Below are 26,348 nucleotides of genomic sequence, written 5' to 3'. Positions count from 1 at the left end.
ACATGGCATACATGTCCGGGCCCTATCTCATCCGCGGCTCGGTCTCGCTTCCCGAGGCCGAGCTGACGTGGCGTTTCTCCAGGTCCTCCGGGCCCGGCGGCCAGCACGTCAACACCAGCGACTCGCAAGTGGAGCTGCGCTTCGACCTGGCCGCGACCGAGGCGCTGCCCGCCGTGTGGAAGGAGCGGGCGCTCCAGCGGCTCGCCGGCCGCCTCGTCGACGGGGTGCTGTCCGTACGGGCCTCCGAGCACCGCTCCCAGTGGCGCAACCGCGAGACCGCCGCCGTACGCCTGGCCGCCCTCCTCGCCGAGGCCACCGCGCCGCCGCCGAAACCCCGCAGGGCGACGCGCGTCCCGCGCGGCATCAACGAACGCCGGCTGCGGGAGAAGAAGCAGCGCGCCCAGACCAAGCGCGGCCGCACGGGCCGGGACTGGGGCTAGCCGGGCCCCCTGCCCCGCCGGCCGGATGCCACCGGGACGGTCACAGTGCCAGGACGCCCACCGTCTGGCCCCCGCTCGTCTCCCCGGTCCTCCGGAAGCCCAGGCGGAGGTAGAAGTCCTCGGGGCCCGTCGGGCCGGGGTGCCAGCTGACGTGGAGTTCCCTTCCGCCGCGGCGGCGGATCTCCGCGGCCACCGCGTCGACGGCGAAGCGGCCGTACCCGCGGCCCTGGGCGTCCGCCGCGATGTTCAGCCGCCACAGCCCGGAGCGGTGCACGCTGCCGTCGCCGTGCCAGTCGATGCCGAAGAAGGCCATCAGGAAGCCGACCGCGCGGTCGCCGTCGACGATCAGGCGGGGCCACGCGACACCGGCGGGATGGACGTACGCCTCGGCGAGGGAGGTGACGACGGGGCTGACGGCGTGTTCCTGCCCGGGGTGGACGCGGATACCCACGGCGGTGTCGAAGTTCTCCGGTGTCACTTCTTCAAGACGCGGTGTCATCCCCGCACCCTAGGCATTCCCCTTTCCCCCGGGCCATGGAATTCACGGCGGCGCAATACCCGGCTCAGTCCAGTTGCCGGTATCGGCCGCGGAAGTACAGCAGCGGGCCGCCCTCCGTGCTGGGCACTTGCGCGGTGAGGACCCGGCCGACGACCAGCGTGTGGTCCCCGGCGGCCACCCGCTGCTCGGAACGGCACTCCAGGGTGGCCAGCGCGCCCCCGACCAGCGGGGCGCCGGTGACCTCGCCGCGGACGCAGGGGATGTCCTCGAAGAGCAGCCGGTCGCTGATGCGGCCCTTCATGGCGAAGCGGCCCGCGACGTGCCGCTGGTTCTCGGCGAGGACCGACACCGCCCACAGCGGCTGCTCGGCGAGCAGATCGTCCATGCGGGAGCCCTCGCGCAGGCTGACCAGGACCAGCGGCGGGTCGAGGGAGACCGACATGAAGGCGGTGGCGGTCATGCCGACGTCCTCCATGCCCGGCGCGTCGGGGTCGTCAGGGTCGAGCGGCGGTTCCTGCGCGGTGACCAGCACTACGCCCGCGGCCAGCCGGGACATCGCGGCCCGGAACTCGTCGTTGCTCACCCCCTCAGCATGCCCGGGAGGCAGGGGGGTGATGGGGGAGGGAGTCTTCAGCACGCCGGAAACGCTAGTGGCCCCGCCGCGCCGGGCGCATCGGCCCTCCGCCCGAGCCGGGTCCTAGGACCAGCGGCGCACACGGGCGTGCACCGGCCGTGCACCGGCCGTGCACGGCGCGTGCACGGGTCGTGCATGATGGCAGCGCGACCGCACACTCCGTGTTCGGGATACGCACGGGAGAAACGCAGAAACTCCACTCAATTGTTCACGTTCTTCTGTGACTTGAGTCACAGGAGGCAGTAATTGTTGACCCTGTGTACCGAGTGGGCAGCGCGCTGTGATTCAGTGGCGGGAAGCCGTACGCGTACACGTCGGAGCCAACGCGAGAACCATCGTAAGGAAGCGCCGAAGACAAACCCTTGATTCGCTGCGAGGTCTCGGGGGGAGGGCGAGCATGGAGGCCGAGTCGGAGCCGTATGTCCGTCTTGCGTCCCTGCGACAGCTGCACCAGGTCATGGCCGACATGAACACGGCACGCAGCCTGGCGGACACGTTGCAGACCGTCGCGGACGGTGTCGTGGGCGCCCTGGGGTACGAGATGGCGGCCGTCAACCTGGTGCGCCCCGACGGCGGGGACCTCGTCGTCGCCGCCTTCTCCGGGAACTCCGCCGCCGAGGCCCTGATCACCGGCCGGGCCGGCTCCCGGGAGTCCTGGGACCGGCGGCTGGGCATGGGCGAACGCTGGGGCGACCTCGTGTTCATACCGCACACCGAGGGCTGGGTCCTCGACGACGACGACGTCCCCCAGTGGTACACCGACGGACCCGCGCCGCGCTTCGAGGACGAGTGGCACCCCTCCGACCGGCTCTTCGCACCCATGTACACCCCGGGCGTGCAGGGCGGCTCCTGCGGCGACCTGCTCGGTGTCATATCCGTCGACCGCCCGCGCAACGGCCGCCGTCCCGGCGCCTGGGGCCGCGAGGCGTTGCAGATGTACGCCTTCCAGGCCGCCATCGCGATCAGCAACGCGCGCCTGCGGGCCAACATGCAGCGCGCCCTGGTCCGCCTGGAGCGCGAGCAGCAGGCCCTGCGCGCCAGCGAGGAGTCCTTCCGGCAGGCCTTCGAGTACGCCCCCTCGGGCATGGCCATCGCCGAGATGGGCGGCGACCAGCACGGCCGCATCCTGCGCACCAACGACGCCCTGTGCCGGCTGCTGGGCCGGCCGGCCTCCGCGATGCGCCGCTACTCCTTCGCCGACCTCGTCCACCCCGAGGACATCGGCACCCTGCTGCGCACCTCCGCCGAGGGCGGGCGGGCGGAACTGCGGCTCGGCCGGCGGGACGGCACGTACGTGTGGGTGTCCCTGCGCAACAGCGTCGTCGCGGACGCCGCCGACGGCCCCCGCTTCCTGCTCAGCCACGTCGAGGACATAGAGGAACGCAAGCGCCGCGAGCTCCAGCTCGCCCACCGCGCCTCCCACGACTCGCTGACCGGCCTGCCGAACTCCGCCGAGCTGCGCTCGCGCCTGGCGGCCCGGCTCTGCCGGCGGCCCGCGCAGGCGGGCGCCCTGGAGTCCCTGGACGCGGCCTACGGCCACCCGGCCTTCGACGCGCCGGCCGGACACGGCTTCGACTTCGCGCCGGGTGCGGAGGCGTACGACGCCTACGACCACCATGTGCACACCGCCGCCCCCGAGGAGGGCCGCGACGACGGCACCAAGGGCCTCGCGGTCCTCTTCTGCGACCTCGACGGCTTCAAGTCGATCAACGACCGCTTCGGGCACAACGCGGGTGACGCGGTCCTCATCGAGGTGGCCCGGCGGCTGAGCAACGGCGTCCGGGACGGTGACACGGTCGCCCGGCTCGGCGGCGACGAGTTCGTGATCCTCGCCGACGGCCTCGGCCTGGCCGACGCCCAGGACCTCGCCGTACGGCTGCGCAACGAGATCATCCAGCCGATCCGCGCCGAGGGCCGGGCGGTCCGGGTGGGCGCGAGCTTCGGCATCGGCTGGGCGCACTGCGGCATGACGGCGGACGAGGTGCTGAAGTCCGCTGACGAGCGGATGTACGTAGAGAAACGATCTCGTCCCAAACAACATCGCCGCGCCGGATGACCCGCAGGTCAGCGCGTTGATGCGGTCCGGGTCACCCGTTCGGGCGAGTCAGAGCGGGTAGGCTCGCCATTCCGAACCCGTACCGCATACGCCCGCACCTGTTGAGGAGTACCCAAGGGATGACGCCCGGCGACAACGGCGCGAGCCCGCCCGAGGACGACGACCCGTTCGGCTACCTGTACGCAGACGGCCAGGCCCGGGGAGCCCAGCCGCCCTCCGGCGGCGGTTACGGCTATCCGAACTCGGTCAGCAGGGTCCGCGCGGTCGGCGAGCGCACCTACGGCCAGCAGGTGTCGTACGGCCAGCCGCCGCAGGCCGCGTACGGTCAGGGCGCGCCGCAGCAGGGCCCCCACGGTCAGCCGAGCGCCCACTACCAGGCCCCCGAGACGCTGCCCGGCGGCGCACCGGCCGGCCGCCCGCCGGCGCCGCCCACGTCCGGCCGGCGCGGCCCGAACACCAAGGGCCTGCTGATCGGCGCGGTCGCGGTGGTCGCCGCGGTCGTCATCGGCATCGGCATCGCGATGATCAACGGCCACACGGACGACGACAAGTCCGGCGACCGGGCGGGAACGTCCCCCCATCAGTCGCAGTCCCACTCCCCGAGCCCGACGGGCAGCGGGAAACCGACCGCGGGCGAGCTGCCGAAGGTGGACGGCGCCGACAAGAGCCTCCAGCTGGCCGGCGGTGCCGCCGGAGCCTCGGACGTCTCCGGGGCCCGGTCCGCGGACGGCAGCTACGTGGGCGGGCTGAACCAGGTCGGTGCCTCGGTGACCTGGACGGTCAGCGACATCCCCGAGGACGGCCCGTACACCCTCTTCGTGAACTACAGCGCCACCGGCGAGGACCAGTCGATGACGGTCACCGTCAACGGCAAGCCCTTCGGCGGCAAGCTGGGCCTGAAGAACTGGCGCAGCGCCCCCGACGGTGCCTTCGACAAGGGCTGGACCAATTCCTACGTGTGGCCGACCCTCCAGAAGGGGTCCAACACGATCGCCGTCTCCTGCCAGCCCGGTGACAAGTGCAACATCCTGATCGACCAGATGTGGATCAAGAAGGGCCGGGTCACGAGCTGAGCCGGTACCGCCCGGCGGTACGCCGCCGCGCCTAGGCCGCGCTGAACTCCCCCGTCACCGCCACCCGTTGCAGCAGTTCCGCGTAGAGCGTGGGGTCGTAGTCGCCCGCTGTGGGTGCGTGGACCGTTGCGGTCGCGAGGGCTACCGCTCGGGTCAGGCGGGCCGGCCAGGGGAGGTTCTCCACCAGGCCCGAGAGCAGGCCGGCCACCGCCGCGTCGCCCGCGCCGGTCGGGTTGCCGTGGACGCGGGCGGGCGGGGCGGCACGCCAGCGGCCCTCGGGGGTGACGGCGAGCAGGCCGTCCGCGCCGAGGGAGGCCACGACCGCGCGGGCGCCCCGTCTGCGGGCGTCCTGGGTGGCGCGTGACGGCTCGTGGGATCCGGTGAGCTCGGCCAGTTCGTCGGCGTTGGGCTTGATGACGTCGGGGCGCGCGGCGACGCCGCGGCGCAGCGGCTCGCCGCCGGTGTCCAGCAGGACGGGCACACCGAGGGCGCGCGCGGTCCGTACGAGCGTCGCGTACGCCCCCACCGGCACCCCCGGCGGCAGGCTGCCGCACAGCGCCACCGCCGCGGCCCCGGCCAGCAGTTCCTCGTAGCGGTCCAGGAAGGTGCCCCACTCGGCCGGGGCGATCTGCGGGCCCGGTTCGTTGAGCTGGGTGGTGTCGCCGGACCGCTCGTCCACGACCGCGACGGTGCGCCGGGTCGCCCCGGCGACCGGCACCAGCGCGTCCACCGGCCCGGGCGTGTCCGCGAGCCGTTCCCGCAGCACCTGTCCGGTGGGGCCGCCCGCGAACCCGGTGACCGTCACCTCGTGCCCGAGCGCGGCCAGCACCCGGGCCACGTTCACGCCCTTGCCGCCGGGCCGCTCTACGACCTCCGAGACCCGGTGCGAGGTGTGCGGGCGCAGCGACGGCACCCGATAGGTGAGGTCGAGAGCGGTGTTCAGCGTGACCGTGAGGATCACCCGGGCCGACCTCCCTCGATGTCCCTGCGCGGTTTCCGGGGACACGATCATGCCAAACAGACGGCGGCCGGCCCAGTGCGCGGGCGCCGGCCGTCTCCCCGACGGGGTTGCGGATCAGGGCAGTTGGGGAGCTACCACCCATTCGCCCCGGCGCATGACGCCCTTCACGTGGAAGCCGGCGTCCAGCAGGACCAGGTCGGCGTCCTTGCCGGGCTCCAGGGAGCCGATGCGGTCGGAGAGGCCCAGCAGCCGGGCCGGGTTGGCGGACAGGGCGGTGACCGCGTCCTCCACCGGCAGCCGGTCGACGGTGACCGCCCGCCGGAACGCGCGGTCCAGGGTGAGGGTCGAACCGGCGATCGAGCCGCCGTGCACGAGCCGGGCCACGCCGTCGCTGACCTCGACCTCCATGGGGCCCAGCATGTAGCGGCCGTCGCCGATGCCGGCCGCGTCCATGGCGTCGGTGATGAACGCGACCCGGTCGGCACCGGCGTGCCGGAAGGCCAGCTCCAGCGCGGCGGGGTGCAGGTGCGTGCCGTCGTTGATCAGCTCCACCGTGACCCGCTCGTCCTCCAGCAGGGCGGCGATGGGGCCGGGGGTGCGGTGGTTCAGGCCGGGCATGGCGTTGAAGAGGTGGGTGGCGACCGTGGCCCCCGCGTCGATGGCCTCCACCGTCTGCTCGTAACTGGCGTCCGTGTGGCCGATCGCCGCGATCACCCCGTGCTCGGCGAGCAGCCGTACGGAGTCGATGCCGCCCGGCAATTCGGTGGCGAGGGTGACCATCTTGGCCTTGCCGCGCGCCGCGTCGATCAGTTTGCGGACGTCCGCCGGGTCGGGGTCGCGCAGCAGGTCCTCGGCGTGCGCGCCCTTGCGGCACGGCGCGATGAAGGGTCCCTCGAAGTGGATGCCGGCGATCTCGCCCTGCTCGGCCAGTTCGCTGAGCAGGCCGGCCTGGCGGGCGAGCAGGTCCATCTCGTCGGTGACCATGGAGGCGACGAGGGTGGTGGTGCCGTGCCGCCGGTGGGTGTGGACGGCGGTGAGGATCTCCTCGGCGGTGCCGGAGAAGGCGGCGCCGCCGCCGCCGTGGTTGTGGATGTCGACGAAGCCGGGCACCAGCCAGTGGCCGGTGACGTCGATGACCCGGGCGCCGGCCGGGGCGGTGGCGGTGATGCGGGTGCCGTCCACGGCCAGCCGGCCGTCGCGCACGGTTCCGGTGGGGAGCACCACGTGTGCGCCGGTGAGCACCTGCGGGTCCGCCGTGGCTGAGCGCGCCCCGCGGCCGGGCCGCGCGTCCCCGCCGTCCCGCGTCCCCCGCGGGGCGCTGTCCGGGGCCGGAGTTTCCCGCTCGGTTGCCATCAGGTGCTTACCTCCGGAGTCGTGGGAGTGGTGGTCGTCAGCAGGTCCCGGGCGAGCAGGCCGGCGCCCAGGCAGCCGGCGCTGTCGCCGAGGGCGGCGGGGACGATGGTGGGCAGTTTCTGGAAGGTGACCCGCTGCCGGACGGCGTCCCGCAGCGGCTGGAACAACACTTCCCCCGCTTCGGCGAGCCCGCCACCGATGATCATGGTGCGGGGGTTCAGCAGGGTGAGCGCGGTGACCAGACCGTCGGCGAGCGCGTCCACCGCCTCCTGCCAGACCCGGACGGCGTTCGGGTCGCCGGACACGACGGCCCGGGCGCAGTCCGCGGCGTCCGCGTCCGGGTTCCCGCAGGCGGCGGCCCATGCCGCGCTGACGGCGGACGCGGAGGCGTAGCGCTCCAGGCAGCCGTACTGCCCGCAGGGGCAGGCGACGCCCTGGGGGCGTACGCGGATGTGGCCGATCTCGCCCGCGAAGCCGTCCGCGCCGGCCTCCACTCGGCCGTCGATGCCGATGGCGCCGGCGATCCCGGTGCCGAGCGGCACGAACAGGAACCGGTCCGCGCCCCGGCCCGCGCCGATGCGGCCCTCGGCGAGCCCGCCGGTGCGCACGTCGTGGCCGAGGGCGACGGGCATCCCGAGCCGGTCGGTGAGCAGGGCCCGCAGGGGTACGTCCTTCCAGCCGAGGTTGGCGGAGTAGACGGCGGTGCCCCGGGCGTCGTCGACGATGCCGGGGACGGCGATACCGGCCGCGGCGGCCGGTGCGCCGTAGTGCTCGACACCGTGGGCGCGCAGGTCGGCGGCGAAGGCGAGGATGCCTTCGATCACCGCCTCCGTGCCGCGCTCGCGGCCGGTGGCGCGGCGGGCGCGGTGCAGCAGGGCGCCGTCGTCACCGATGAGGGCGGCCTTCATTCCGGTACCGCCCACGTCGAGGGCGATGACATGTCTCACCACGGGCCCTAGTGTGACCCTCCCACCCGAGAAAGGTCTAGTCCACTCACGTGGTGTAGACCTTACGTGTCCATATATCGAACGGTCAGACAGCAGGGTTGGGGCTTTGAGGGTGCGTCGGCGTACAGCAGGAATGATCGCGGTGGTGTCCGCACTGGGCATGACGGCGGTTCTCGGCGGCTGCGGGAGCACGGGCTCCTCCGACGTGACGCTCAGACTCGTCGCCGCCGACTACGGCGACTCGGCCGCCAACAGCTCCAAGAAGTACTGGAACGACCTGGCCCAGGAGTACGAGGCGCACCACTCCGGCGTGAAGGTCGAGGTCAGCGTCTACTCGTGGAACGACGTCGACCGCAAGGTCAAGGAGATGGTCGACGCCGGCCACGCCCCCGACCTCGCCCAGATCGGCGCCTACGCCGACTACGCCGCGGCCGGCAAGCTCTACCAGGTCTCCGACCTGCTCTCCATCCGCACCCAGGCCGACCTGCTCTCCCAGCTCTCCGACGCCGGCGAGTGGAAGCACACCCAGTACGGCATACCGTTCGCCGCCTCCACCCGGGTCCTCTTCTACAACAAGACCCTGTTCGCCCAGGCCGGCATCACCCCGCCCACCACCTGGGACCAGCTGGCCGCCGACGCCCGGGCCCTGAAGGACAAGGGCGTGAAGTACCCCTACGCCCTGCCGCTCGGCCCCGAGGAGGCCCAGGCCGAGACCATGCAGTGGCTGCTCAGCGGCGGCAGCGGCTACACCGACGACGTCGGCACCTACACCCTCGACTCCGCGCAGAACATGGAGACGTTCGCCTGGCTCAAGGACGAGCTGGTCGGCAAGGGCCTGACCGGCCCCGTCGCCCCCGGCAAACTCAACCGCGCCGACGCCTTCGCCGCGTTCGCCGACGGCCAGGTCGGCATGCTCAACGGACACCCCACGCTGATCCAGCAGGCCGGCCGCAAGGGCGTGAAGTTCGGCACGGTGCCGATGCCGGGCCGCACCGGCAAGGCCCGGGCCTCCATGGGCGTCGCCGACTGGATGATGGGCTTCCGGCAGAACGGGCACGCCGAGCAGATCGGCGACTTCCTCGACTACGTGTACAGCGAGAAGAACGTCCTCGCCTTCTCCCGCATGTACGGGCTGCTGCCGGTCACCGGCTCCGCCTCCACCGCCATGAGCACGTCCGGCAAGGCCTCCGACAAGGTTCTGCGCCCCTTCCTGGACCAGTTGCCCACGTCCCAGCTGTACCCCGTCGGCAAGACCTCCTGGGCGTCGGTCAGCGCGGCCGTGAAGCAGAACATCGGGCAGGCCGTCGCCCCCGGCGGCAGCCCCTCCGCCGTCCTGACCGGCCTCCAGTCCACGGCCACGGCGGCCGACAGCGGCACCGCCGGCTAGCCCGGCTGTCGGTGCCCGGCGCTACGGTGGCTCCCATGGAACTGGGCAGCCGCGAGAAGGCCATCCTCGCGCTGGAGCGCCGGGCGTTCCCCGGGCCCGGCGCGAAGGAACGGGCGATCCGCGAGGAGCTGGATCTGTCCCCCGTCCGCTACTACCAGCTCCTCAACGCCCTCCTGGACGACGCCCGGGCCCTGGCCCACGACCCGGTCACCGTCAACCGGCTGCGCCGCATCCGGCGGACGCGGCGCGCCGAACGCTGAGGAGTGGACCGGCCTTCCGTGGATAGGGTCGCCGTATGGGCACCCATACGACGGACTCCCTGCACCCGCTGCCGCTCCCGATCACCCAGGCCGGCCGGGACGGGCTCGCCGCGCTGCTCGCCCGGCCCCGTGACGCCGTGATCGGGCTGGACTTCGACGGCACACTCGCCCCGATCGTCGCCGACCCCGAACAGGCCCGCGCCCACCCCGGGGCCGTGCCCGCGCTGGCCGCGCTCGCCCCCGAGGTGGCCTCCGTCGCCGTGATCACCGGCCGGCCGCCCGAGGTGGCGGTCCGGTACGGCGGCTTCGCGGACGTCCCCGGCCTGGAGCACCTCACCGTCCTCGGCCACTACGGCGCCGAACGCTGGGAGGCGGCCACGGGCAAGGTCACCGCGCCGCCCCCGCACCCGGGCGTGGCCGCGGCCCGCGCCGAGCTGCCCGGCCTGCTGGAGCGCGCCGGCGCCGGGCCGGGCACGTGGATCGAGGACAAGGGCCGGGCGCTCGCGGTCCACACCCGGCGCGCCGCCGACCCGCAGGCCGCGTTCGAGGCCCTGCGCGGTCCCCTCGCCGGCCTCGCCACCCGGCACGGCCTGATCGTCGAACCCGGCCGCCTGGTCCTGGAACTGCGCCCGCCGGGCATGGACAAGGGCGTGGCCCTCCTGGACCACGCCCGCGCCACCCGGGCCGGCTGCGTCGTCTACGCCGGCGACGACCTGGGCGACCTGCCCGCCTTCGCCGCGGTCGACGAACTCCGCGCGGCCGGCACGCCCGGCCTGCTGGTGTGCAGCGGCAGCACGGAGGTCACCGAACTCGCGGACCGCGCCGACCTGGTGGTGGCCGGCCCGGAAGGCGTCGTGGAACTGCTGCGGGCACTGGCGGCCCAACTGAACTGAAGCCCCGTCCGACCGGACAGCTCCCCGGGCCCCCGACTCCCCGGAGCCCGGCCGGGTCCGGTGTGCCGGGTGCCGGACACCGGCGGTCAGCTCCACAGGCCGTCGGCCCCCAGGGCCGGTCGGGTCCGGTGTGCCGGGTGTCGGCGGTCCGCTCCGCAGGCCGCCGGCCGGTCGCGCCCGGGGCGCCGGGTGCGGGACGGACCGCTCCCCCGGAGTACGGGTGCCGACGGGTCGCTTCGCGGGGCACTGGCCGCCCAGCGCGGTGGGGGCTGCCCGGGTGTCGGGTGCCGGCTGACCAGTTCCCCGGGGCACCGGCCGGGCTCGGGGCGCCGGGTGCGGGACGGACAGCTCCCCGGGGTACGGGTGCCGGCCGGTCGTTTCGCGGGGCACTGGCTGCGCAGGGCTCGGTGGGGGCTGCCCGGGTGTCGGGTGCCGGCTGACCAGTTTCCCGGGGCACCGGCCGACCGGTTCGGGGCGCCGGGTGTCGGCGGTCGGTCCCCGGGGCACCGGTTGGGGCCGATCGGCTCCCCAGGGCGCCGGCTCCCCGGCCCTCGCCGGGGGAGCCGGCGGGGCCGGGTGTTGGTCGGGTGTGGGGGAGCCGGTGCCGGGAGGTGTCGGGTGGCCGGTGTCGGCCGGTCAGTCGCGCAGGGCGTCCAGCTGGTCCAGGAACCAGCGTGCCGGCGGCAGCGCGGTCGCCGCCGCGGCCAGCCGCTTGGACCGTTCCGCCCGCTCGGCCACGGGCAGGCCCAGGGCCGTGTGCAGCGCCTCGGCCGTTCCCCCGATGTCGTACGGGTTCACCACGATCGAGTCCTCGCCCAGCTCCTCGTACGCCCCGGCCTCCCGGGAGAGCACCAGCGCGCAGCCCTCGTCGGAGACCACCGGGACCTCCTTGGCGACCAGGTTCATGCCGTCGCGGATCGGGTTCACCAGGGCCACGTCGGCCAGCCGGTAGGCGGCCAGGGAACGGGCGAAGTCGTCCTTCACGTGCAGGACGACCGGGGTCCAGCCCGCCGTGCCGTACCGCTCGTTGATGTCGTCCGCGACCCGCCGCACCTCGGCGGTGTACTCGCGGTACACGGCGAGGTCCTGCCGGGACGGGTACGCGAACGCCACGTGGACGACCTTCTCCCGCCATTCGGGGTGGTCGTCGAGCAGCTGCCGGTAGGCCAGCATCCCGCGGACGATGTTCTTGGACAGTTCGGTGCGGTCCACCCGGACGATCGTCCTGCGCGCCGTCCCGTCGGGGCCCCGGCCGATCTCCTCGCGCAGTGCCGTCATCCGTTCGGCCACGTCGTCCTGGTGGGCCCGCCCGCGCAGGAAGTCCGCGTCCGCGCCCAGACCGTGCACCCCGATCCGGGTGCCGGCGGCGGCGTCGGGCCCGAGGGCCACCTGACAGCAGGCGGTGAAGGCGTCCGCCCACCGCTGGGTGAGGAACGCCGCGCGGTCCGCGCCCAGGATGCCGCCGAGCAGCTCGGCGGCGATGTCGTCGGGCAGCAGGCGGAAGTAGTCCGGCGGTGCCCACGGGGTGTGCGAGAAGTGGCCGATGCGCAGGTCGGGGCGGAGTTCGCGGAGCATGCGCGGGGCGAGGGCCAGGTGGTAGTCCTGGATCAGCACCGCCGCGCCCTCGGCGGCCTCCTCGGCGAGCGCCTCGGCGAACGCCTGGTTGTAGGCCCGGTACGACGCCCACTGCCGCCGGAACTCCGCGTCGAAGACCGGCTCCATCGGGGTCTGGTACAGCATGTGGTGGATGAACCAGAGCACCGAGTTGGCGATGTCGTTGTAGGCCTCGGCGTGCACGGCCGCGTCGATGTCGAGCATCCGCACCCGCTGCCCGCCGGTGTCCCCGGCCGGCAGCAGCGCGCCGTCCGCGCGCCGTACGGCCTCGCGGTCGCCGCCGCCGAGCGCGGCGCACACCCACACGGAGTCCGCGTCGGACCCGATGGCCGACAGCCCGGAGACGAGCCCGCCGCCGCCCCGCCTGGCGTGCAGCGATCCCTCCTCGTCGATCTGATACGAAACCGGGCCGCGATTGGACGCGACCAGCACCTGAGCCTTTTCAGCAGCGCCGTGCGTGGAAGCCATACGCCTCAACCTAGCCCGGCCCACAAACGCTCAAACGTGCGGTCCGCCCACGAAGGGGGCCGTATACGGACTGTTCACGCCACCTTGCGCTCGGCGTACTCGGCGATCTCCACCATGGGCGGCCGTTCCTCGGTGTCCACCGAGTAGGTGCGCGGCTCGAACCCGTTCTCGCCCCGCTCGAACTGGGTCAGCGCGGGCCGGACCAGATGGCCGCGGGCCAGCCGGAGCTGGGCGGTGCGGTAGATCGCGGCGGCCATCCGGCCCAGGGCCTGCCCGTCCTGGTGGCGGTGCAGGCGCACGCCCACGTCGACCTGGGCGAGCGCGTCCAGGCCGGCCAGGTGCAGCGCGTCCACCAGCATCCCCAGTTCCACGCCGTAGCCGACGGGGAACGGCAGTTGCTCCAGCAGGGTGCGGCGGGCCGCGTACTCGCCGCCCAGCGGCTGCACGAAACCGGCCAGCTGCGGCCAGTGCATGTTCAGCAGCGGCCGGGCCATGAGTTCGGTGACCCGGCCGCCCTGTCCGGCCGCGCCGCCGAGCGGGCGGTCGTACATCGCCTTGACCAGGTCGACGCCGGGGTCGGTGAGCAGCGGGCCGACGATCCCGGTGACGAAGTCGGAGGAGAACTCGCGCAGGTCCGCGTCGATGAAGCAGACGATGTCCCCGCCGGTCACCAGCAGCGAGCGCCACAGCACCTCGCCCTTGCCGGGGACGGCGGGGATGCGGGGCAGGATGGCGTCGCGGTGGACGACCCGGGCGCCGGCGCGCGCGGCGACCTGCGCGGTGCGGTCGGTGGAGCCGGAGTCGACGACGACGATCTCGTCGACCAGCGGTATCTGCTCCACGAGGTCGTGGCGGATGACCGCGACGATGTCGCCGACCGTCTCCTCCTCGTTGAGCGCGGGCAGCACGACGCTGATCGTCTGGCCCGTGCGCTGCTTGGCGGCCAGGATCCGGTGGGGCGGGCGGTCGGTCACGGACCAGGAGCGGTCGGCCAGCCAGCGCTCGACTTCTTCCAGCACGGTCTGTGGTTCCTCACTGTCACGACCACACGCACACGGTGTGATCCATCTCGCGGTACGGACGACTATCTCAACTGTCCTGGCCTTCGGTTACAGTCTTGAACAACGCCGGTGACCATCGCATGTCGGGGGTCGCTCGCGTCCACAACCACATATTGCTCATCCAGAGGGGCAGAGGGACACGGCCCGATGAAGCCCCGGCAACCCTCCAGTCGGTTCTCGTAGATCAGTTCTGATCGTCTTCGCGAGGCTCCCGGCTAGGGAAGGTGCCAAATCCGTCTCACGGCGAAGTGCGTCGTGAGGAAGATGAGGAGAAAGGGCCTCGCCTCCATGGCTGTGCAGACAGTTGCAAGCACCGGCAGTTCCACCGTCGACCTCGGTCCCGCCACGGCCCTGAGCTGTCGCGAGTGCGGTCACCGGGTGCCGCTCGGCCCGGTCTTCGCCTGCGAGGAGTGTTTCGGTCCGCTGGAGATCGCCTACGACTTCTCCGCCCACGACACCGAAGAGCTGCGCCGCCGTATCGAGGCGGGCCCCGCGAACATCTGGCGCTACGCCCCGCTGCTGCCGGTCCCCGCGGACGTCGCCGGCAAGCCCAACCTGAACCCGGGCTGGACCGAGCTGGTCAGGGCGGACAACCTGGCGCGCGAGCTGGGCGTGACCGGCGGGCTGTACGTGAAGGACGACTCCGGGAACCCGACGCACTCCTTCAAGGACCGGGTCGTCGCCCAGGCCCTGGAGGCCGCCCGCGCCTTCGGCTTCACCACCCTGTCCTGCTCCTCCACGGGCAACCTGGCCGGTGCCGTCGGCGCCGCCGCCGCCCGGGCCGGCCTGCGCTCCTGCGTGTTCATCCCGCACGACCTGGAGCAGGCCAAGGTCGTCATGGCCGCCGTATACGGCGGTGAACTGGTCGGCATCGAGGGCAACTACGACGACGTGAACCGCTTCTGCTCCGAGCTGATCGGCGACTCGGCCGGCGAGGGCTGGGGCTTCGTCAACGTCAACCTGCGGCCGTACTACGCGGAGGGCTCCAAGACCCTGGCGTACGAGATCTGCGAGCAGCTCGGCTGGCGGCTGCCCGACCAGATCGTGGTCCCGATCGCCTCCGGCTCCCAGCTCACGAAGATCGACAAGGGTCTCCGGGAGCTGATCGAACTCGGTCTCGTCGAGGACCGGCCGTACCGGATCTTCGGCGCGCAGGCCGAGGGCTGCTCGCCGGTGTCCACCGCCTTCAAGGCCGGGCACGACGTCGTACGGCCGCAGAAGCCGAACACGATCGCCAAGTCGCTCGCCATCGGCAACCCGGCCGACGGCCCGTACGTGCTGGACATCGCGCGCCGCACCGGTGGTGCCGTGGAGGACGTCACCGACCAGCAGGTGGTGGACGCGATCAAGCTGCTCGCGCGGACCGAGGGCATCTTCGCGGAGACCGCCGGCGGTGTCACCGTGGGCGTCACCCGCAAGCTGATCGAGAACGGTGTGCTGGACCCGGCGAAGACCACGGTCGTCCTGAACACCGGTGACGGCCTGAAGACCCTGGACGCGGTGGCCGGGACCGGTCTCACCGCCACCATCCGCCCGACCCTGGACTCCTTCCGAGAGGCTGGCCTCGCATGAGCGTGACCGTTCGCATCCCCACCATCCTGCGCACCTACACCGGCGGTTCGGCCGAGGTCGCCGCCGAGGGCGCGACCCTCGCCGACGTCATCGCCGACCTGGAGAAGAACCACGCCGGGATCGCCGCCCGGGTGCTGGACGACCAGGGCAAGCTGCGCCGGTTCGTGAACGTGTACGTCAACGACGACGACGTCCGCTTCGAGCAGGGCCTCGAGACCGCCACGCCGGACGGTGCGGGAGTGTCGATCATTCCGGCGGTCGCCGGCGGCTGATCCGCCGCATCATTACCTTCGGTAACGCCGGTTACATATCGTTCATGTGATTGCCCCCTCCGTAAGAGAAGCGGAGGGGGCAATTCTGTGTGATTGAGCGCGGTAGAGTTGGGGAACACGGTCGCGGTCCTCGGGTCGGCGGCCCCTCAATTCATGCCGCACGCCCGATAAGAAACAGCCAAAGTGCTGGGGTGTTCCGCGGCATTTGTTCCCTTTGCGGGGCCCGACTTGCCCTGAAGTCGGATGAATTCTCGCCACATTCCGGACCGCCCGCGTCCAGATTTCTCGTCCGATTGACCTGTTGCAGACGGCAGTTGGACAGATACATTCAGCCGCGGTCGACGCGTTCCGGCGCACGCCCCCGGCCAGTGGGGGGTGAGGTCTGACCCGGGTCCGCGAAGTGTGGATCTGTGCAAGGGCCAGTAATAGGGGAGTTAGGCATGGCTCAGGGCACCGTCAAGTGGTTCAACGCGGAGAAGGGGTACGGCTTCATCGCGGTCGACGGTGGTGCGGACGTCTTCGTCCATTACAGCGCCATTCAGATGGACGGCTACCGCACCCTGGAAGAGGGCCAGCGGGTGGAGTTCGAGATCTCGCAGGGCCAGAAGGGCCCGCAGGCCGACATGGTTCGCCTCAGCGCCTGAACGTTTCTCGTTGGCGAAGGGCCCGCACCGGCACAGGGTGCGGGCCCTTCGCCGTGCCCGGATCCGCGCCGGTCCGGGGCGGGGTCCGCGTCCGGTCCGCGCCCGCGCGCGCGTGCCGGCGGGTGTTCGCGGGGGGCTGACGGAGGGCTCTCACCCCCCGAGGCGCTTGCACTCGACCATGCCGAGTGCTAATCATTGGCGTTAGCACTCTGAAGGTGAGAGTGACAACGAAGGACCGGGTCGGTGAGGCCCGCAGGCCAAGTGGGGCAAGGAACCACGCGGCCGGCGAGCCGTCCGTCGCGGGCGCGGGCGCGGTCCGAAGGAATCACCCCCAGTCCTGGAGGGACCACTTCACATGGCCAAGATCATCGCGTTCGACGAGGAGGCGCGGCGCGGCCTCGAGCGCGGCATGAACCAGCTCGCGGACGCCGTGAAGGTGACGCTCGGCCCCAAGGGCCGCAACGTCGTCCTCGAGAAGAAGTGGGGCGCCCCCACGATCACCAACGATGGTGTCTCCATCGCCAAGGAGATCGAGCTCGAGGACCCGTACGAGAAGATCGGCGCCGAGCTGGTCAAGGAAGTCGCCAAGAAGACGGACGACGTCGCCGGTGACGGTACGACCACCGCGACCGTTCTCGCCCAGGCCCTGGTCAAGGAAGGCCTGCGCAACGTCGCCGCCGGCGCCAACCCCATGGCCCTGAAGCGCGGTATCGAGAAGGCCGTCGAGGCCGTCTCCGCCGCCCTGCTGGAGCAGGCGAAGGACGTCGAGACCAAGGAGCAGATCGCCTCCACCGCGTCCATCTCCGCCGCCGACACCCAGATCGGCGAGCTCATCGCCGAGGCCATGGACAAGGTCGGCAAGGAAGGCGTCATCACCGTCGAGGAGAGCAACACCTTCGGTCTGGAGCTCGAGCTCACCGAGGGCATGCGCTTCGACAAGGGCTACATCTCCGCCTACTTCGCGACCGACATGGAGCGCATGGAGTCGGTGCTCGAGGACCCCTACATCCTCATCGCCAACTCCAAGATCTCCTCGGTCAAGGACCTGCTCCCGCTCCTGGAGAAGGTCATGCAGTCGGGCAAGCCGCTGCTGATCATCGCCGAGGACGTCGAGGGCGAGGCCCTGTCGACCCTGGTCGTCAACAAGATCCGCGGCACCTTCAAGTCCGTCGCCGTCAAGGCCCCGGGCTTCGGCGACCGCCGCAAGGCCATGCTCGGCGACATCGCCATCCTCACGGGCGGCGAGGTGATCTCCGAGGAGGTCGGCCTCAAGCTGGAGAACGCGACCCTGGACCTCCTGGGCCGCGCCCGCAAGGTCGTCATCACCAAGGACGAGACCACCATCGTCGACGGTGCGGGCTCCTCCGAGCAGGTCAACGGCCGGGTCAACCAGATCCGCGCCGAGATCGAGAACAGCGACTCGGACTACGACCGCGAGAAGCTCCAGGAGCGCCTGGCGAAGCTCGCCGGCGGTGTCGCGGTCATCAAGGCCGGTGCCGCCACCGAGGTGGAGCTCAAGGAGCGCAAGCACCGCATCGAGGACGCCGTCCGCAACGCCAAGGCGGCCGTCGAGGAGGGCATCGTCGCCGGTGGTGGCGTGGCCCTGCTCCAGGCCTCCCAGGTCTTCGAGAAGCTGGAGCTCGAGGGTGACGAGGCGACCGGCGCCAACGCCGTGCGCATCGCGCTCGAGGCCCCGCTGAAGCAGATCGCCGTGAACGCCGGCCTCGAGGGCGGTGTCGTGGTGGAGAAGGTGCGCAACCTCACCCCGGGCCACGGCCTGAACGCCGCGACCGGTGAGTACGTCGACCTGGTCGCCGAGGGCATCATCGACCCGGCCAAGGTGACGCGTTCCGCGCTCCAGAACGCCGCGTCGATCGCCGCGCTGTTCCTCACCACCGAGGCCGTCATCGCCGACAAGCCGGAGAAGAACGCCGCGCCGGCCGGCGGCGGCATGCCGGGCGGTGACATGGACTTCTGATCGGCCTCCGGCTGATCGCCTGTCCTTCCGACCGAGGGCGGTACCCCCTGCTGAGGCAGGAGGTGCCGCCCTCGGGCGTTTCCCCCCGCGGGCGCGCGGTGTGTGACCGGGGTCACGGAGGCGGCGCGGTGCGGGTGGAATGCGGGGACGCGCGTGCGGAGTTCATTCAGTAGGTGCAACATTGCGTGCGCACATACCGCATGGTCTACCGAGCGAATTCCCGAGGAGCCCCTACGTGACCGCCACGACCCCCGCCTCCCGCACGGCCCGGATCCTGTCCCGGCCGATCGCCCTCAACGGCCTCACCGTCCCCAACCGGATCGTGATGGCGCCGATGACCCGCATGTTCTCCCCGGGCGGCGTCCCCGGCGAGGACGTGCGCGCGTACTACGCCCGCCGCGCTGCCGCCGGTGTCGGCCTCATCGTCACCGAGGGCACGTACGTGGGCCACGCGTCGGCCGGCCAGAGCGACCGCGTCCCGCGCTTCCACGGCGAGGAGCAGCTGGCGGGCTGGGCGAAGGTCGCCGAGGACGTGCACGCGGCCGGCGGCACGATCGTCCCGCAGCTGTGGCACATCGGCACCGTCCGCAACCAGGGTGACGCGCCCTTCCCGGACGCCCCCTCCCACGGCCCCTCCGGCCTGCGCATCAACGGCACCGCGGACGCCACCCCCATGACCCAGGCCGACATCGACGCCGTCATCGGCGCGTTCGCCCGGGCGGCGGCGGACGCCGAGCGCATCGGCTTCGACGGCGTGGAGATCCACGGCGCCCACGGCTACCTCCTCGACCAGTTCTTCTGGGCGCACACCAACCGCCGTACCGACGGCTACGGCGGCGACCCGGCGTCCCGGGCGCGGTTCGCGGCGGAGATCGTCGCCGCCGTCCGCGACGCCGTCTCCCCGGAGTTCCCCGTCATCTTCCGCTACTCGCAGTGGAAGCAGGAGGCGTACGACGCCCGGCTCGCCGAGACCCCCGAGGAGCTGGAGGCCATCCTCACCCCGCTCGCGGAGGCGGGTGTCGACGCGTTCCACGCCTCCACCCGTCGCTACTGGCTCCCCGAGTTCGACGGCTCGGACCTGAACCTGGCCGGCTGGACCAAGAAGCTCACCGGCAAGCCGGTCATCACCGTCGGCTCGGTCGGCCTCGACGGCGACTTCGTGCACGCCTTCCAGGGCGAGGGCTCCCCGGTCCAGGGCCTCGACAACCTCCTGGACCGCCTGGAGGCCGACGAGTTCGACATGGTCGCCGTCGGCCGCGCGCTGCTCCAGGACCCGGAGTGGGCCGCGAAGGTGCTCGCCGACCGCTTCGACGAGCTGGCGCCGTACGACGCGGCGGCGGTCAAGACCCTGAGCTGACCCGGACGCCGGCCGGTCGCCGGCCCGCTACAGATTGCCCATGGGCTCGATGTCGACCCGGAGCGGCGTTCCCCACACCCGCAGCACCTCGTAGTCGGTGAACTCGTGCACGAGCCGGTACGCCATGGCCGGCCGGGAGCCGCGCCGCTGGGCGGCGAGGTACGCCTCGGCCTCGCGGAGGTCCCGCCGGGGCGTGCCGCACAGCTGCCACTCCTGGCCGTTCCACCGCTCCGGCAGCCACCGCTGCTGGGGCTGTGGCCGGTCGCCGCGGACGCCGTAGCGGGAGGGGGCCGACGGCACCGGCTCGCCTGGCCGGGTCCTGCCCTGGAACTCCGAGCGGCGGGCGGCCCGGCGCCGGGTCTCGCACAGCAGACACAGGTCGGGGGCGCTCTCGTCGACCGGCCCCTGCGGATGCTCGGGGCACCGGGTGGCGGGCGCGCCGGCCGTGACGCTGTCGTCCAGCAGGTCGAGGGCGCGCCGCAGATCGCTCTTGATCTCGTGCAGCCGGGCGTCGGGCGTGTCGGCGGTCAGGGCCTCTCCGTGCTCCCCGAGCAGCCGCAGGGCCCGTCCGAGGGCGGTGAGCTGGGCATGGTTCATGTCGATCGGTCGCCTCCTCCCCACCATGGTGCCCTGCCCCACGGAACACCGGCCCGCACGGGCGACGCCTGCGGCTTGTGCACGCGCCCCGAAGGCGTACGGCGCCGACTCGGACGCGCGCAGGAACCCGCCCGCCGCGTGGCGCCCGGTGGGCGGCCGCGGCGCCGGCCCCTGGGCCCGGCCGCGCCTCCGCCGGGTGGGTCAGGTGCCGGGGGCCGGGGCGGTGGCGGTCGTGGGGGTGGATGCTGAGGTGCCGGTGCCGGTGTCGGTGCTGTCGGTGGCGGGGCGGAAGGTGGCGTAGGTGGCCAGGAAGCCCACCAGGTAGCCGGTGAGGAGGCCGCCCGCGTAGACCGCGGCCAGCTGGGCCGGGCCGCGGTTCCCGGCCAGCAGCGGGAACAGGGCCCAGCCCGACGGGCCGATCGCCGTGGCGCCCACCCGGGTGCCCAGCATGGCGAAGAAGCCGATGAACGCCCCGCCCGCCGCCCCGCCCGCGCAGGCGGTCAGGAACGGCCGACCGAGCGGCAGGGAGACGCCGTAGATGAGGGGCTCGCCGACCCCCAGCAGGCCCGCCGGGAGCGCCGACCTGATGGTCGTCCGCAGCGGGACGTCGTGGCGGAGGCGGACGTAGACCGCGAGGGCCGCGCCCACCTGGCCGGCGCCCGCCATCGCGAGCAGCGGCAGCAGGGCCGTGTAGCCCTGCTGTTCGATGAGGGTGGCGTGCAGCGGGATCAGGGCCTGGTGCAGGCCCAGCAGGACCAGCGGGAGGAACAGGCCGCCCAGGAGCAGCCCGGCGAGGGCCCCGGTGGTGTCGAGCAGCCAGGTCGCGGCCGTGCCGATCGCCGTCGCCACCGTGCCGGCCGCGTACATCAGGCCGTACAGCGTCACCAGGCCGGCGACGAGGACCGTCACGGTCGGGGTCAGCAGCACGTCGAGCGCGCCCGGGACCCGGCCCCGGCACCACTTCTCCACCCGTGTGGCCAGGAACGCCGCCGCGAGCGCGCCGAGCACCCCGCCCTGCCCGGGCGCCAGGTGCACACCGAACGCCGTCACCTTCGCCACGCCCGGGTACACCACGACCGCCGCGACCGCCCCGCCCAGCACGGGCGTGCCGCCGAACTCCTTCGCCGTGTTGTAGCCGACGAACACCGGGATCAGCGCCATGAACGCGGAGGCGATCGAGGTCAGGGCGGGGGTGAGCGCGGGCAGCAGGCCGGCGTTCAGCAGCAGGCCGTTGAGCCCGGCCAGGATGCCGCAGCCGATGAGGGCGGGGATCAGCGGGACGAAGACGTGGGCGACGCGGCGCAGGGCGGTGCGGACGGGGCCGGCGTCGCGGTGTCGGTCGGCCTCCGCGGCCCGGGTGCCCCGGCCGGCAGCGGCCTCGGGGCCGGCGCCGCGGAGCCGGAGGAGGTCCTCGGGGGCCCGGGCGTCCCGGCCGGCCACCGCCCCGGCCACCGCCCCGTCGGCGGCGCCGGCGGCCGGCGGTCCGGCCAGCAGCGTCCGCACCTCGGCCGTGACCGCGTCGACCACCCCGGGCCCGAGCACGATCTGCCACACGTCCCCGCCGTCCACCACCCCGAGCACGCCGGGCAGGGCCCGCAGGGCCTCCTCGTCCCCGGCCGCCGGGTCGGCGAGGGTCAGCCGCAGGCGGGTCATGCAGTGGGTCACGGAGACGACGTTGGCCGGACCGCCCACCCGGGCGAGGACGGCGGTCGCGGTGGAGACGGGGTCGTTGCGCACGCCCCGAGCGTGCGGGTCAACGGGGGGCGTGCGCCAGCGCGGCGCGCAGATGGCCGTCACACTCCTCCAGAAGGCGGGCGGCCGTCGGGCCGTCGACTCCGGCGAGCAGGGCCAGGATCGCGTGCTTGACCTCGCCACCGGTCTGGGCGAGGGCCTTCTCGATCTCCTCGTCGCCCGCTCCGGTGGCGAGCGCGACGATCCGGCGGGAGCGGGCCCGCAGTTTGTCGTTCGAGGCGCGCACGTCGACCATCAGGTTCCCGTACGTCTTGCCGAGCCGGATCATCGTGATGGTCGACAGCATGTTGAGCACGAGCTTCTGGGCCGTGCCCGCCTTCAGCCGCGTGGAGCCGGTGACCAGCTCCGGGCCCACGACGACCTCGATGCCGTGCTCGGCGGCGGCGGCCAGCGCGCTGTGCTCGTTGCAGGCCAGGCCGACGGTCAGGGCGCCCAGTGCGCGGGCGTGCTCGACGGCGCCGACCGCGTAGGGGGTGCGGCCGGAGGCGGAGACGCCGACCACGCTGTCCTCGGCGTTCAGCTTCAGCGCGTCGAGGTCCCTGCGGGCGAGTTCCCCGGAGTCCTCGGCGCCCTCCACGGAGGTCACCAGGGCGTCGGGGCCGCCCGCGATGAGGCCGACGACCTGGGCGGGATCGGTGTTGAAGGTGGGCGGGCACTCGGAGGCGTCCAGCACGCCCAGCCGGCCGGCGGTCCCGGCTCCGGCGTAGACGAGCCGTCCGCCGCGGGCCATGCGGGCGGCGACGGCGTCGACGGCGGCGGCGATCCGCGGCAGCTGGGTGGCGACGGCGGCGGGCACGCCCGCGTCCTCGCCGTTCATCAGCCGGGCGATCTCCAGGGTGGGCAGCCGGTCGATGTCGGCCAGCTCGGGCCGGAAGGCCTCGGTGGTCAGGGAAGCCAGTTCGGTGCGCAGGTCATGAGAGGTCATGGGGGGTGGCTCTCTCCGGGGGCTCTTTCGACAGGGGGGACAGTGAACCGCTCCGGGGCGCGGGGAGCTGCGCGACAAGCCCAGTGAGCCCGCGGATCCCCGCGAACGGTCCGTCCTACGTTCTAGCGCGAAGCGCTGCGGTGGCGGTGGGCCAGTGCCTCGTACGACGCGGCCAGCGCGGGCGCCGCCGTCTCGTACGTCCGCTGGGCGACGCCCACGAACAGGCAGTCCACGACCAGGAGTTGACTTGTCCGGGAGGACATCGCGGCCGGCCGCAGCTCCGACTCCCGCGAGGTGGACGTGGTCAGCACCAGGTCGGCGTACTGGGTGACGGGGGAGTCGGGCCGGCCGGTGACGGCGACGGTCGTCGCCCCGTGCTCGAAGGCGGCCCGGAGCGGTTCGATGACGTCCCCGGTGGACCCGGAGTGCGTGATGGCGATGGCCACGTCTCCCGGGCGGAGCTGCACCGCGTTGGTCACGGCGAGGTGCGGGTCGCTGTGCGCGTGGGCTATGAGCCCTATCCGCAGCAGCTTCTGGGTGAGGTCCTGGGCGACGAGCCCGGAGGCTCCTATGCCGTACACGTCGGTGCGCCGGGCGCCGGTGAGCGCGGTGACGGCCGCGCCCAGCTGGCCGGTGTCGAGTCCGGCGGCGGTGTCGGCGAGGGTCTGCTGTTCCTCGTAGGCCAGCTTGGCGACGACGTCGGCGATCGGGTCGTCCACCGCGATGTCGGTGGTGATGGCGGGCGCGCGGCCCGACTGCTGCTGGGCGGCGAAGCCGGCGAGGGCGAGGCGCAGGTCGCGGTAGCCGGGGTAGCCGAGCAGCCGGGCGGTGCGCACGACGGTGGCCTCGCTGGTGCCGGTGAGCCCGGCGAGGCCGGTGACCGTGAGGGCGGCGCAGCCGGCCGGGTCGCTCGCGACGGCCTCGGCGACGCGCTGCATGGAGCGGGTCATGGAGGGGGCGAGGGTGCGCACCTTGGCGGCGAGAGAGCCGCCCGGACTGCCGAAACTTTCCTTCAGGTCCTGGGTCACACCTGAAAGATATTTTCGGTTCCGTGCCGGGGTCAAGACTGCGCACAATGGGTGCATGGATCCCATCAGCCCCCTGGAACAGGCGTTGCACGCGGCCCGCGCCCTGGTACTCGCGGACCTGGTCGCGGGCGGGGCCGCGGAGCCGGACGTGGTCTCGCTGGTGGAGGACTCCGTCGTGCAGCGGCGCTGGTGGGTCGAGCAGTGGCCGGAGGGCGCCGGCTACGTCGCCGGGCTGGTCGCGCAGGACGTGCAGGACGCGCTGCTGGACCGGTACGGCCGCTGGCCGCTGTGCCCGGTGTGCGGGGGCGGCGACCCCCACGCCCTGGAGGTGGAGCCGGAACTGGGCCCCGATCCGCACTGGGTGTGCCATCAGGCGGGCGTGAAGGTCGCCCCGGTGGGCTCACTCGGCTCGGCCGCGGGCGGGACGGCGTCCTCGTGAGGCGCCGATGACCGTCTACATCGACCCGCCGGCCTGGCCCGGACACGGGCGCATGTGGTCGCATCTGGTGAGCGATGTGTCCTACGACGAACTGCACCGGTTCGCCGAGGGGCTGGGCGTCCCGCGGCGGGCCTTCGAGCGGGACCACTACGACCTGCCGTCGCACCGGTACGCGGACGCGGTGGCCGCCGGGGCGGTGGAGGTGCGCAGCCGCGAGGTGGTGCGCCTGCTGCGGGCGTCCGGGCTGCGCCGGCCGAAGGGGCTTCAGGCGCGGCGCACGTAGAGCCGGAGGCCGCTGTCCATGCCGTACTCCTCGTGGGCGGTCCGCTCCTCGTCCACGGTCGCCCGGACGAACCCGGCCCGGGTCGCCACCTGTTGCGAGGAGACGTTGTCCGGCTCGATCGTCGCGATGACCGTGTCGACGTCGTCCCGGGCCAGTGCCCACTCGGTCAGGGCGCGCACGGCCTCGGTCGCGTAGCCGTCGCCGCGGGCGCCCTCGATCAGGTCGTAGCCGATCTCCACCCGGCGCTCGTCGTCGGGGGCGCCGTGGAAGCAGACACCGCCGACCGCGCGGCCGTCCTGCTGCCGGACGAGGGCGAAGACGCCGAACTCCGGTCGGTGGACGCCTGTTTCGTAGGACTTCATCAGATACGAGCAGGCCTGCCGGGTGCCGTCGTGCGGGCCGTCCCCGAGCCAGTCCAGGCCGCCCCTGCCGCCGAGGCGCACGTCGTCGGCGACGGCGGGGCGGATACCGGTGAGGAGGAGGCGCTCGGTGGGGAGGACCAGGTTGTTGTACAGGGTCCAGTCGGTGATCCGGGCGCGGCCGGGCAGTTCACCGCGGCCGGTCGCCCACAGCAGGGTCGGCCACGGCTCGGGGCCGGGCTGGACGTGGGGGAACAGCCAGGCGAGGACGGCCGCGGCGAGGTCCGGGTCGGGTTCGTGGGCGAGGCCGAGGCCCCCGGCGATGTCGTGCGTGTGCAGCAGCGTCTCGTTGACGGCCATCGCCGCGAAACCCTCGCGGTCGGCGGTGCCGAAGGGCTGGGGATGGAAGGCGCGGACCCCGGGCGGCGCGCTGCGGACGGTGGCCGCCACCAGGGCGCCGGTCGCCTCGATCACCTGGAGCAGTCCGGCGTTGTCGGTGCCCTCGGGGAGGGTGATGGCCAGCGGGAAGCGGTCCTGGGCGCGGCTGGCGAGACGGCTCGCGTAGTGGGTGAAGGCCTGGGCGATGTGGAAGGCCGTCGTACGGCAGCTCCACTCCATGCCGGCCGCGCGGACCGCGTCCCAGTCCCGGTCCAGTGCCGCGCGCAGTGTCGCCGTGCAGTGCGCGACGGCCGCCTCCACCTGGTCCCCGCTCATCATCCGCATGCGCGCACAGTACGGCGGGGGCCGTTCTCAGGGCGACAGCATTTCCAGCTCGCCGGCGAGGTTGTGGCGGGCGGTGGCCTCCCAGTGTTCCTGGCCGTACGGCGTGCGGAACAGGCGCGGCAGCTCCAGGAGTTGGCGCAGGACCGCCGAGCGGCCCGTGCGGAAGGCGGCGTCGGGGACGAAGTGGTACTCCTCGCGGATCCGGGCGGTGTAGGCGGCGTACGCCGACGGGGGCGCGGCCAGGACCGCCAGGTCGGCGTCGCACAGCACCTGGCCGTCGCGGTCGGAGGCGGCCGGGTCGTGCGTGACGGTGAGCCGGACCAGCCGGGCCACCTCGGCGGTCTTCGCGCCGGACAGGCCGGTCTCGGGCAGCGCGCGCTCGGCCAGCCGCGCGGACCGCTCCTCGTTCTCGGACCGTTCGGGCAGGTAGACGGCGTCGTGGAACCAGGCGGCCAGGCGGACCACGTCCGGGTCGGCGGCGCAGGGCGCCAGGGTGTCGACGTGGTCGAGCACCTCGGTGAGGTGGGCCACCGTGTGGTAGCGGCGCTGCGGTTCCTGCCAGCGGATGAGCAGGTTGTCGGCGTACGGCGTGGGGTCGGGGCCGTCGCCGGGGGCGCGGGCGGCTTCCAGGGCGCGGGCGAAACGGAGGCGGAGGGCGTCGAGATCGGCCATGGACGGCATTCTGCCGCGCCGCCCGTCCACCGGCGCCCGGGTTCCGTTTCGGGTGAGGGACGTGCCCGTTCCGGCGTACGCTTTGAATGGACTAGACCTGT

26 protein-coding genes and 1 riboswitch are annotated in these 26,348 nt (G+C 73.0%); of the genes, 13 read left to right on the top strand and 13 right to left on the bottom strand.

Features of this window, described 5'->3' with window-relative positions; translation table 11 throughout:
- Positions 1–2 precede the first annotated feature (2 nt).
- Entirely contained in the window at positions 3–440 is a 438-nt protein-coding gene (gene arfB / locus AB0F03_RS07010) for an alternative ribosome rescue aminoacyl-tRNA hydrolase ArfB (RefSeq protein WP_361987291.1), read from the top strand.
- 40 nt (positions 441–480) lie between these two features.
- Here arfB and AB0F03_RS07005 read toward each other — a convergent pair whose 3' ends face one another.
- The gene (locus tag AB0F03_RS07005) at positions 481–939 is read right to left on the bottom strand and encodes a GNAT family N-acetyltransferase (protein WP_361987289.1); all 459 of its coding nucleotides are present in this window, start codon (positions 937–939) and stop codon (positions 481–483) included.
- 64 nt (positions 940–1,003) lie between these two features.
- A complete protein-coding gene (locus tag AB0F03_RS07000; RefSeq protein WP_361987523.1) occupies positions 1,004–1,573 on the bottom strand; it encodes a flavin reductase family protein in 570 nt (189 codons plus the stop codon).
- Between the two features lie 397 nt (positions 1,574–1,970).
- Between AB0F03_RS07000 and cdgB the strand changes: the two genes are divergently transcribed.
- Positions 1,971–3,629 carry a diguanylate cyclase CdgB gene (gene cdgB / locus AB0F03_RS06995; protein ID WP_361987287.1) on the top strand — a complete coding sequence of 553 codons (1,659 nt, stop codon included), beginning with the start codon at positions 1,971–1,973 and terminating at the stop codon, positions 3,627–3,629.
- A gap of 119 nt (positions 3,630–3,748) precedes the next feature.
- Positions 3,749–4,702 carry a carbohydrate-binding protein gene (locus AB0F03_RS06990; protein WP_361987285.1) on the top strand — a complete coding sequence of 318 codons (954 nt, stop codon included), beginning with the start codon at positions 3,749–3,751 and terminating at the stop codon, positions 4,700–4,702.
- A 31-nt stretch (positions 4,703–4,733) separates the two neighbouring features.
- On the opposite strand, the gene AB0F03_RS06985 is transcribed toward AB0F03_RS06990, so the two are convergent.
- From AB0F03_RS06985 to AB0F03_RS06975, 3 genes are all read right to left on the bottom strand, one after another.
- Positions 4,734–5,663, bottom strand: a complete 930-nt coding sequence (locus AB0F03_RS06985; protein ID WP_361987283.1) for a 1-phosphofructokinase family hexose kinase — start codon at positions 5,661–5,663, stop codon at positions 4,734–4,736.
- 114 nt (positions 5,664–5,777) lie between these two features.
- Positions 5,778–6,905 carry an N-acetylglucosamine-6-phosphate deacetylase gene (gene nagA, locus AB0F03_RS06980; protein WP_361987521.1) on the bottom strand — a complete coding sequence of 376 codons (1,128 nt, stop codon included), beginning with the start codon at positions 6,903–6,905 and terminating at the stop codon, positions 5,778–5,780.
- A 110-nt stretch (positions 6,906–7,015) separates the two neighbouring features.
- On the bottom strand, positions 7,016–7,963 hold the full coding sequence (locus AB0F03_RS06975) for an ROK family protein (RefSeq protein WP_361987519.1): 948 nt from the start codon (positions 7,961–7,963) through the stop codon (positions 7,016–7,018).
- A 133-nt stretch (positions 7,964–8,096) separates the two neighbouring features.
- On the opposite strand from AB0F03_RS06975, the gene AB0F03_RS06970 reads away from it, so the two are divergent.
- The 3 genes from AB0F03_RS06970 to otsB are packed head-to-tail and all read left to right on the top strand — an operon-like array spanning position 8,097 to position 10,503.
- Positions 8,097–9,350: an extracellular solute-binding protein gene (locus AB0F03_RS06970; protein ID WP_361987281.1), complete on the top strand. Its 1,254-nt coding sequence runs from the start codon at positions 8,097–8,099 to the stop codon at positions 9,348–9,350.
- A gap of 35 nt (positions 9,351–9,385) precedes the next feature.
- A complete protein-coding gene (locus AB0F03_RS06965) occupies positions 9,386–9,610 on the top strand; it encodes a DUF3263 domain-containing protein (protein WP_361987279.1) in 225 nt (74 codons plus the stop codon).
- Positions 9,611–9,645: 35 nt separating this feature from the next.
- Complete coding sequence (gene otsB / locus AB0F03_RS06960; RefSeq protein ID WP_361987277.1) at positions 9,646–10,503, top strand: trehalose-phosphatase; 858 nt, start codon at positions 9,646–9,648, stop codon at positions 10,501–10,503.
- Positions 10,504–11,139: 636 nt separating this feature from the next.
- Here the strand turns inward: otsB and AB0F03_RS06955 are convergent.
- Positions 11,140–12,585 carry a trehalose-6-phosphate synthase gene (locus tag AB0F03_RS06955; RefSeq protein WP_361987275.1) on the bottom strand — a complete coding sequence of 482 codons (1,446 nt, stop codon included), beginning with the start codon at positions 12,583–12,585 and terminating at the stop codon, positions 11,140–11,142.
- A 74-nt stretch (positions 12,586–12,659) separates the two neighbouring features.
- Positions 12,660–13,604, bottom strand: a complete 945-nt coding sequence (locus AB0F03_RS06950) for a glucosyl-3-phosphoglycerate synthase (protein WP_361987273.1) — start codon at positions 13,602–13,604, stop codon at positions 12,660–12,662.
- 156 nt (positions 13,605–13,760) lie between these two features.
- Positions 13,761–13,917: riboswitch (SAM riboswitch) on the top strand.
- Between the two features lie 17 nt (positions 13,918–13,934).
- Here AB0F03_RS06950 and thrC point away from each other — a divergent pair.
- From thrC to AB0F03_RS06925, 5 genes are all read left to right on the top strand, one after another.
- Positions 13,935–15,218: a threonine synthase gene (gene thrC / locus AB0F03_RS06945; RefSeq protein WP_361987271.1), complete on the top strand. Its 1,284-nt coding sequence runs from the start codon at positions 13,935–13,937 to the stop codon at positions 15,216–15,218.
- Positions 15,215–15,490, top strand: coding sequence for a MoaD/ThiS family protein (locus AB0F03_RS06940; protein ID WP_361987270.1), 276 nt, complete (start codon positions 15,215–15,217; stop codon positions 15,488–15,490). The genes thrC and AB0F03_RS06940 overlap by 4 nt, the downstream gene beginning before the upstream one ends.
- A 440-nt stretch (positions 15,491–15,930) precedes the next feature.
- Positions 15,931–16,134 carry a cold-shock protein gene (locus AB0F03_RS06935; protein ID WP_004929928.1) on the top strand — a complete coding sequence of 68 codons (204 nt, stop codon included), beginning with the start codon at positions 15,931–15,933 and terminating at the stop codon, positions 16,132–16,134.
- A 355-nt stretch (positions 16,135–16,489) separates the two neighbouring features.
- Positions 16,490–18,112, top strand: coding sequence for a chaperonin GroEL (gene groL / locus AB0F03_RS06930; RefSeq protein ID WP_361987268.1), 1,623 nt, complete (start codon positions 16,490–16,492; stop codon positions 18,110–18,112).
- Between the two features lie 235 nt (positions 18,113–18,347).
- Positions 18,348–19,469: an NADH:flavin oxidoreductase gene (locus AB0F03_RS06925; protein ID WP_361987266.1), complete on the top strand. Its 1,122-nt coding sequence runs from the start codon at positions 18,348–18,350 to the stop codon at positions 19,467–19,469.
- 27 nt (positions 19,470–19,496) lie between these two features.
- Here the strand turns inward: AB0F03_RS06925 and AB0F03_RS06920 are convergent, their stop codons facing one another.
- From AB0F03_RS06920 to AB0F03_RS06905, 4 genes are all read right to left on the bottom strand, one after another.
- Positions 19,497–20,066 (bottom strand): hypothetical protein, encoded by a 570-nt coding sequence (locus AB0F03_RS06920; RefSeq protein WP_361987264.1) that lies wholly within the window; start codon positions 20,064–20,066, stop codon positions 19,497–19,499.
- 201 nt (positions 20,067–20,267) lie between these two features.
- Positions 20,268–21,803 (bottom strand): PTS transporter subunit EIIC, encoded by a 1,536-nt coding sequence (locus AB0F03_RS06915; RefSeq protein WP_361987262.1) that lies wholly within the window; start codon positions 21,801–21,803, stop codon positions 20,268–20,270.
- A 16-nt stretch (positions 21,804–21,819) separates the two neighbouring features.
- Positions 21,820–22,743 carry an N-acetylmuramic acid 6-phosphate etherase gene (murQ, locus tag AB0F03_RS06910; protein WP_361987260.1) on the bottom strand — a complete coding sequence of 308 codons (924 nt, stop codon included), beginning with the start codon at positions 22,741–22,743 and terminating at the stop codon, positions 21,820–21,822.
- A 122-nt stretch (positions 22,744–22,865) separates the two neighbouring features.
- Entirely contained in the window at positions 22,866–23,771 is a 906-nt protein-coding gene (locus tag AB0F03_RS06905) for a MurR/RpiR family transcriptional regulator (protein ID WP_361987258.1), read from the bottom strand.
- A gap of 55 nt (positions 23,772–23,826) precedes the next feature.
- Here AB0F03_RS06905 and AB0F03_RS06900 point away from each other — a divergent pair, with 55 nt between their 5' ends.
- Positions 23,827–24,210: a hypothetical protein gene (locus AB0F03_RS06900; protein ID WP_361987256.1), complete on the top strand. Its 384-nt coding sequence runs from the start codon at positions 23,827–23,829 to the stop codon at positions 24,208–24,210.
- 7 nt (positions 24,211–24,217) lie between these two features.
- Entirely contained in the window at positions 24,218–24,493 is a 276-nt protein-coding gene (locus AB0F03_RS06895) for a DUF4031 domain-containing protein (protein WP_361987254.1), read from the top strand.
- On the opposite strand, the gene AB0F03_RS06890 is transcribed toward AB0F03_RS06895, so the two are convergent.
- Positions 24,475–25,566, bottom strand: coding sequence for a GNAT family N-acetyltransferase (locus tag AB0F03_RS06890; RefSeq protein ID WP_361987517.1), 1,092 nt, complete (start codon positions 25,564–25,566; stop codon positions 24,475–24,477). The two genes, AB0F03_RS06895 and AB0F03_RS06890, sit on opposite strands and share 19 nt — an antisense overlap.
- 36 nt (positions 25,567–25,602) lie before the next feature.
- Complete coding sequence (locus AB0F03_RS06885; protein WP_361987252.1) at positions 25,603–26,247, bottom strand: hypothetical protein; 645 nt, start codon at positions 26,245–26,247, stop codon at positions 25,603–25,605.
- Between the last annotated feature and the right edge of the window lie 101 nt (positions 26,248–26,348).

Origin of the sequence: Streptomyces sp. NPDC028722, assembly GCF_040637655.1 — a bacterium.
Lineage (GTDB): Bacteria > Actinomycetota > Actinomycetes > Streptomycetales > Streptomycetaceae > Streptomyces.
The sequence above is the reverse complement of the archived record's forward strand: the minus strand, read 5'-3'. Positions and strand labels throughout refer to the sequence as shown.